Genomic DNA, 6,613 nt, shown 5'->3' on the forward strand with positions numbered 1-6,613 from the left:
TTAGTGGTTTATCAAATGCAAGTTCAGTGATTAAAATCCAGCTGGCACCGTACCCATACGCTGAGTAATCGGCTGACCACGACCCAACAGACTGCTATAAATAGTGGCGTTTTCCATCACGTGTTTGACATAGTTACGTGTCTCAGGGAATGCAATCGACTCTACATACTGATCTGCGGCAAGTGAGCCATAAACTGGCTGCCAGCGTTTGGCGTTATTGGGACCAGCATTATAGCCCGCGGTTGCCAATACTGGCTGATAATTAAGCTTGCCCAAAATATCACCCATATACCACGTACCATAGCGAATATTGGTATCACCGCTGTTAGCACGGCTCGCACTATACGTCTCACCTAGGTTACGAGCGATATATTTTGCAGTATCAGGCATAACTTGCATTAATCCACTCGCGCCTACGTTTGAGCGCGCAGAGGATACGAAACGGCTTTCTTGACGCATAATACCGTATGCCCATGCTGGATCAATACCCGCTGACTCACTATAACGTACGACTGCGCTTTGATGCGGCATCGGATGCGAAAGTGCTAAGCTATCCACTCTATCAGTATTATCAACCGCATAAATCGCGCGATCGAGCCAGCCCATATCATAGGCTTGACGAGCAGCGGCAATAATTAAATTGTCATCACGATTGTCACGAGCTTGCTTCACTGCCCAGTTCCACTCACGGTTGGCATAAGCACGACTGGCCTCAGAGTTGTATAACGCAAACGCACGGGCAAAGTTGGCATCTTGCATGACGCGCGTGCGGTCAGCGGTACTGACATTAGGCAAATTACTACCGCCTAAACGGCTAGCATCGAAACGCTGCCCTATTTTGTCTTTTGCCATCAGGCCATAGTAGTCATTACTTTTTGCTAAGTTTTGATACATTTTTTTGGACGTATTGCGCTTGCTACTATCGCTTGACTGCTCATACGCACGAGCTAGCCAATACTGCCACTGGGCTTCTTTTTGCGTTTCGCCGTCCATTTTTGAGATAGCTTCTACCACATCATCCCAACGACCAAAGCGAATCGCTGCCATCGCGTAGTCTTCAGCTTCTTCAAAATTAAAGTCATTGTCTAAACTGTTGCGGAACCAATCCACTGCTTCAGCGTTAAAGCCATCGTCAGTGTTATGATTCATACGCTGAACGCCAAGCGTACGATAAGCATAGCGTCGTGTTTCATCATTCAACAATCTGACCGCGCGCTGATTGTCTTGTTTGATATCAAAGTCTAACTGTAACGCTGCCTCACGATAAGACTTATCAGCCATACGGCCGATTGCGTACATATATAGGTATTGATTGGTTTGGCTAGCAGGCTCACGACCAAAACGGCTAAAGAAAGAAGATGGGTTTAGCTGAATTTCACTGAGCGCCGAATAAGCAATTGGCGTACCAAGGCGTGATGACAATGCCATAATATCGCCTGTCTTGCCTTTACGTAACATACGTTTCAGACGAGCTGCACGATCTTGATTACTAATCAGCGCGTTGTTGTTCATCTCCATCGCTAGCTGATCGCACAATGCTGTTTGCTTTTTAGTGGTTAGCCAAACATCAGATTTGGCTGCCATAGCACGCATGGTATCACCGCCATTATTAAACCCAAGCGCAACCGCACAGCGCTCACTGGCATCGGCATTGGTAATCAAATTGGCTACCTGTCTAACCGAGGCATAATCATTCGATCCTGCTTTGGTCTCCGCAAAATCAGCCACCAATTTCTCAGCCATAACCGTATCTGGATACTGACGCACAAACTGCGAGACAGCTGCTGAACTTTGTGAATTGAGATCTAGATTCATACGCCAATAGGTCGGATACATGGCAAATAGACCACCACTCATGACTTGCTCATAGTTATAGAGCGCACTTACATCACCGCGATCTGCGGCGATAGCGGCTGCCATAAATGAGTCAATACTACTGTCTTGCTGATAATCTTGTTGATAGTTACTTTCTTGTTGATAGCTTTCCTCATCGCCCCAGGTCAACTCGGCACAAGCGACTTGTGACACACCAAGTGCACTGACCGCTGTTGCCACGCTCAACGCGCTCAACCGTAGCATACCTACTGTGATTCGCTTTGACGCGTGTTTTTGACTGATAGACTCTTCATCCTTGATGCTATGCGCAACACGCAACTTTGTCATACTGACTCTCTTTATGATATCTCTACAAATATGTGAATAACGGTTCGCTAAGTACCGCCAAGGGTATAGCAATCATCATACTATACTCATTGTGCTTTCAACTATCTCCTTTACCTTTTGTTAATAAATAGGACAGCACGGTGTAACATAGAAGTGATAATGAGCCGCAGTTTTTATGAATAGTAATACGAACGACAGTAAATAATTGATACTGCTATGAATTATTTATCATATTGAGGACCTATCGCTCGTGCTAATTTTTCACATTGGCACAGGGTTGTGATAAAATACGCCACCTGTTAATCGGCTACTCCGCTATATTTTTGGTCAATCATGGACTTATCCTTATGAGTGTTACTGTATTCAATCCCCGCATCGATGACGATGCTGTTGCTGAGACGACTGTCACCGCACGTGCTGTCACTGCACTCAAAGGAGCAAGTTCAGCCCAAGCGCCTGTCGAAAAAGCAGCGACAAAAAAGGTCTTTGTCACGACCCAAGGTTGTCAGATGAATGTCTATGACTCTGGCAAAATGCTAGACGTGCTCGGCGATTCGCATGGTATGGAAGTCACTCATGATATCGATGAGGCCGATGTACTACTGATGAATACCTGCTCTATCCGCGAAAAAGCGCAAGAAAAAGTCTTTTCGGAATTGGGCCGCTGGCGCAAACTAAAAGAAAAACGCCCTGACCTTGTCATTGGCGTTGGTGGCTGCGTCGCTTCACAAGAAGGCGATAATATTCAAAAGCGTGCGCCTTATGTCGATATGGTATTTGGCCCGCAAACCTTGCATCGCCTGCCAGAACTATATGACCAATCAAATGAGCAACGTGAAATCGCACCTAAAAATCGTATTGGTACGATTGATGTGTCATTCCCTAGCATTGAGAAGTTTGACTTTTTGCCAGAGCCAAGAGTAGAAGGCTACAAAGCCTTTGTCTCTATTATGGAAGGTTGCTCAAAGTATTGCTCATTCTGCGTGGTGCCTTATACCCGCGGTGAAGAATTGTCACGCCCACTTGATGACGTATTGGCTGAGATTGACAGCCTCGCTGCCCAAGGTATCCGTGAAATCAACCTATTGGGCCAAAACGTCAATGGCTATCGCGGCGAAAAAGACGATGGCAGCATTTGCCGTTTCGCTGAGCTGTTACATTATGTCTCGCATGTCGACGGTGTCGAGCGTATTCGCTATACGACTAGCCATCCGCTAGAGTTCACTGATGATATCATTGACGCGTATGCACAATTGCCAGAGCTAGTATCGCACTTGCATCTACCGGTTCAGAGTGGCTCAAATGCAATTTTGGCAGCGATGAAACGTAACCATACGATTGACGTTTATATCAATCAGATTAATAAGCTAAAAGCCATTCGTCCAGATATTCACTTGTCGAGCGACTTTATCATTGGCTTCCCTGGTGAAACTGATCAAGACTTCCAAGATACCTTAAACTTGGCGAAAGAGTTGAACTTCGATCACTCTTACAGCTTTATCTACTCTAAGCGCCCAGGCACGCCAGCCGCTGAGTTGCCAGATGATGTGAGCTTCACCACCAAAAAAGCTCGCTTGGCTGAATTCCAAAAAGTCATCATTGACTCGACACTTGCCAAAACGCATGAGATGGTCGGTACCACTACTCGCGTTTTGGTTGAACAAGTTGCCAACCGTCATCCTGACTGCTTAATCGGTACGGCAGATAACACTCGTACCGTTATGTTCCCTCACGATGTTGAGAAAATGGATGAGCTATTGGGTAAACTTGTGAGCGTACGTATTACTGATTTCGTCAGTCCGCACATGGTGAAAGGTGAGCTAATCGAAGTATTGGCCTAGTAGTTAAGGTAACAATGGTTAAGTTATAAGTTTGAGCAAGAATAAAGAAGCCGTTCACTATAATAGCGAACGGCTTTTTTGTGCGTGAATATTAACTATCACTATTCTGATAACCAATCTGTCTTCCGTAACTGTTGCTTGGTCTCGCGGCGACGTTTTTTTCGGACGATGTCGATATCTTCCTTTTCGTGAATACCACCTTTTCTTAATAGTGGATCAAGTGCCAAATAATTACGTGGCTTGATAGTGCTTAGCGATTGCTGTACACCTGTCTCAGCCTGTTGATCTAACTGTCGTTCAATCTGTTTGGCCTTTTTTAAGGTTTGTTTTAAGCTCATATTTTTGCCTATATTTTTAATAACTCTAAATCTGTTTTATATATTCGAATGACAGCATAGTGAGGTCACGACTAGGAACTCGAGCGCAAATAGTACACTTAGTACATTTAGCTCGATTGACACCGTCATGACTCGCTATGTTTTTATTCGTTAGCCTTTAATACACATGACCTGCTTAAGCGTATGCACCACCTCAACCAAATCCGTTTGATTGGCCATCACTTCATCGATGTCTTTATAAGCGCCGGGTATCTCATCGATGACGCCTTTATCTTTGCGACATTCGACACCATCCGTCTGCGCTTTTAGCTCATCAATGGTGAACGCTCGCATGGCTTTACCACGGCTCATCTGTCGTCCTGCGCCATGTGAACATGAGCAAAACGATTCCGCCTCGCCCAGACCACGTACGATAAAAGACTTTGCGCCCATAGAGCCTGGAATAATACCAAGCTCACCTTCATAAGCACTGATCGCGCCTTTACGCGTCACATAGACTTGCTCACCGAAATGCACCTCTTCATTGACATAATTATGATGACAATTGATGGCTTCTTTGGTCAGCTGAAACCGTGGTAATCCCGCTTGTGGCGACTGTAAAGACTTAATGACAAGACGCATCATCTCACGGCGGTTCTCTAACGCGTAGTCCTGCGCCCAGCCCACTGCTTCGACATAATCAGCAAAACTATCAGACCCTTCAGCGAAATAAGACAAATCTCGATCTGGTACATGACCAAAGCGCGATTGACATTCTTTTTTGGCAAGGTTAATAAAGTACTGTCCGATACAATTACCGATGCCGCGACTGCCAGAATGCAGCATGACCCAGACATCATTGTTCTCATCCAAGCACAGCTCAATAAAATGATTGCCACCGCCGAGTGTTCCCAACTGCTTTGCCCACGTACGCTCAAAACCTTTAAGCATTTTAAGTAAACCTGGGTGTTTATCAGTAATCGGTTTTAGGCGTTTACCTAGTGGATCAAGCGTTGAATTTTTGGCTTGGATTTGCTTATGCATATTGAAGCCAACTGGTACTTGTTGCTCGACCACCAAACGTAGTGATTTTAAACTATCGGGCAAATCGCTTGCCGTAAGTGACAAGCGTACCGCGTTCATACCGCAGCCGATATCCACACCGACCGCCGCAGGAATAATGGCAGACTTGGTCGGAATCACACTACCAACGGTTGCACCTTTGCCAACATGCACATCAGGCATGACCGCAATATGCGAGTGTACAAACTCTAGCTGAGCCAAGTTACGTAATTGCTGCATCGCGCCTTGCTCGATATCAGAGGTGTAAATCTTGACAGGTACGCCATGTTTACTATTTTTATTTAATACTAATTGAATGCTCATTATTTATTTCTTCCATTTTATTATTTTATAACCATGCATTTTTTATAATTACCATTTTTTATAATTTTTAGACATTACTTATCTATCTCAATTAAACGAAACGTTTAATAAGAAATGAAATTATAAAATTTAGGCAATAAAAAACCGTATTCTTATTAATTAAAAAATCAATAAAAATTCATGGCTAATTTATTATGGACATTTTAAAGAAATATAATATAGATCAAAACCGTCGGCCACAGCGTAAATATTATACGCATAGAAAAGCTTTAGCTAAATCATAGCCTGAAACGATTCATTGGCAGTAACGGTAAAGAAAAATGTTAGGTAAACAGATAACAGCAGGTGCAATATAGCTTAGCACAATCGCAAAGCAAATTTGGCACAGTAGACCTAGAAAAGAGATAGCGCAAGTAGATACAGAAAGCTATTCGTTGATATCGATAGATGGGATATCACTCAATAGCTTATATAAAAATTTAGCCAAACCTTTTCGAAGGTGTCATTGCTGTCATGTGGTTTACACATTTAATCTCTAAAAACGTCTTGGTAGTTATATAGGACACGATGATTCCTCCATAGGTTGTGGCCAATGTCAGGGCGACAATAGCAGGTTAATTGAAACGATTTATCGCTTATGAAAGATAAGCAATATAAATCAATGAGATAATAATAACGATTTAAAAATTAAAGTCAATAATTAATTTGGTTTGTATAGAAAATAATTTAATAAACGTGTGTTTAATTAATCACTTTGATTTAAAATCGTATCGGTAGTTTTTAAGCTATAAAACTATTTATCACTTCAGCCAATATAGTCACCTGACCACAAAAATGTTATAAAATAAATCAACTAAACGATTACCACAATAAATAACCATGACTTACTCCCTAGATTATCGCAAA

The 6,613-nt window shown here is 43.1% G+C and carries 4 protein-coding genes; 1 reads left to right on the forward strand and 3 read right to left on the reverse strand.

What is annotated here, in order from left to right; genetic code table 11:
* Nucleotides 1-30: 30 nt before the first annotated feature.
* Nucleotides 31-2,079, reverse strand: a complete 2,049-nt coding sequence (locus ACQKCG_RS08100; protein ID WP_404944625.1) for a lytic transglycosylase domain-containing protein — start codon at nucleotides 2,077-2,079, stop codon at nucleotides 31-33.
* 431 nt (nucleotides 2,080-2,510) lie between these two features.
* On the opposite strand from ACQKCG_RS08100, the gene miaB reads away from it, so the two are divergent.
* Complete coding sequence (miaB, locus tag ACQKCG_RS08105; RefSeq protein WP_101205758.1) at nucleotides 2,511-4,004, forward strand: tRNA (N6-isopentenyl adenosine(37)-C2)-methylthiotransferase MiaB; 1,494 nt, start codon at nucleotides 2,511-2,513, stop codon at nucleotides 4,002-4,004.
* A 101-nt stretch (nucleotides 4,005-4,105) separates the two neighbouring features.
* Here the strand turns inward: miaB and ACQKCG_RS08110 are convergent, their stop codons facing one another.
* Nucleotides 4,106-4,342, reverse strand: coding sequence for a hypothetical protein (locus ACQKCG_RS08110; RefSeq protein WP_101205757.1), 237 nt, complete (start codon nucleotides 4,340-4,342; stop codon nucleotides 4,106-4,108).
* A 150-nt stretch (nucleotides 4,343-4,492) separates the two neighbouring features.
* Nucleotides 4,493-5,707 (reverse strand): RtcB family protein, encoded by a 1,215-nt coding sequence (locus ACQKCG_RS08115; RefSeq protein ID WP_101205756.1) that lies wholly within the window; start codon nucleotides 5,705-5,707, stop codon nucleotides 4,493-4,495.
* Nucleotides 5,708-6,613 lie beyond the last annotated feature (906 nt).

The sequence above is a fragment of the Psychrobacter sp. NPDC078929 genome (assembly GCF_050267985.1).
In the GTDB taxonomy this organism is placed as follows: Bacteria; Pseudomonadota; Gammaproteobacteria; order Pseudomonadales; family Moraxellaceae; genus Psychrobacter.

Coding starts and splice junctions, on each gene's coding strand:
- ACQKCG_RS08100 (WP_404944625.1), bottom strand. CDS start 2,079: ATGCTACGGTTGAGCGCGTTGAGCGTGGCAACAGCGGTCAGTGCACTT.
- ACQKCG_RS08115 (WP_101205756.1), bottom strand. CDS start 5,707: ATGAGCATTCAATTAGTATTAAATAAAAATAGTAAACATGGCGTACCT.
- miaB (WP_101205758.1), top strand. CDS start 2,511: ATGAGTGTTACTGTATTCAATCCCCGCATCGATGACGATGCTGTTGCT.
- ACQKCG_RS08110 (WP_101205757.1), bottom strand. CDS start 4,342: ATGAGCTTAAAACAAACCTTAAAAAAGGCCAAACAGATTGAACGACAG.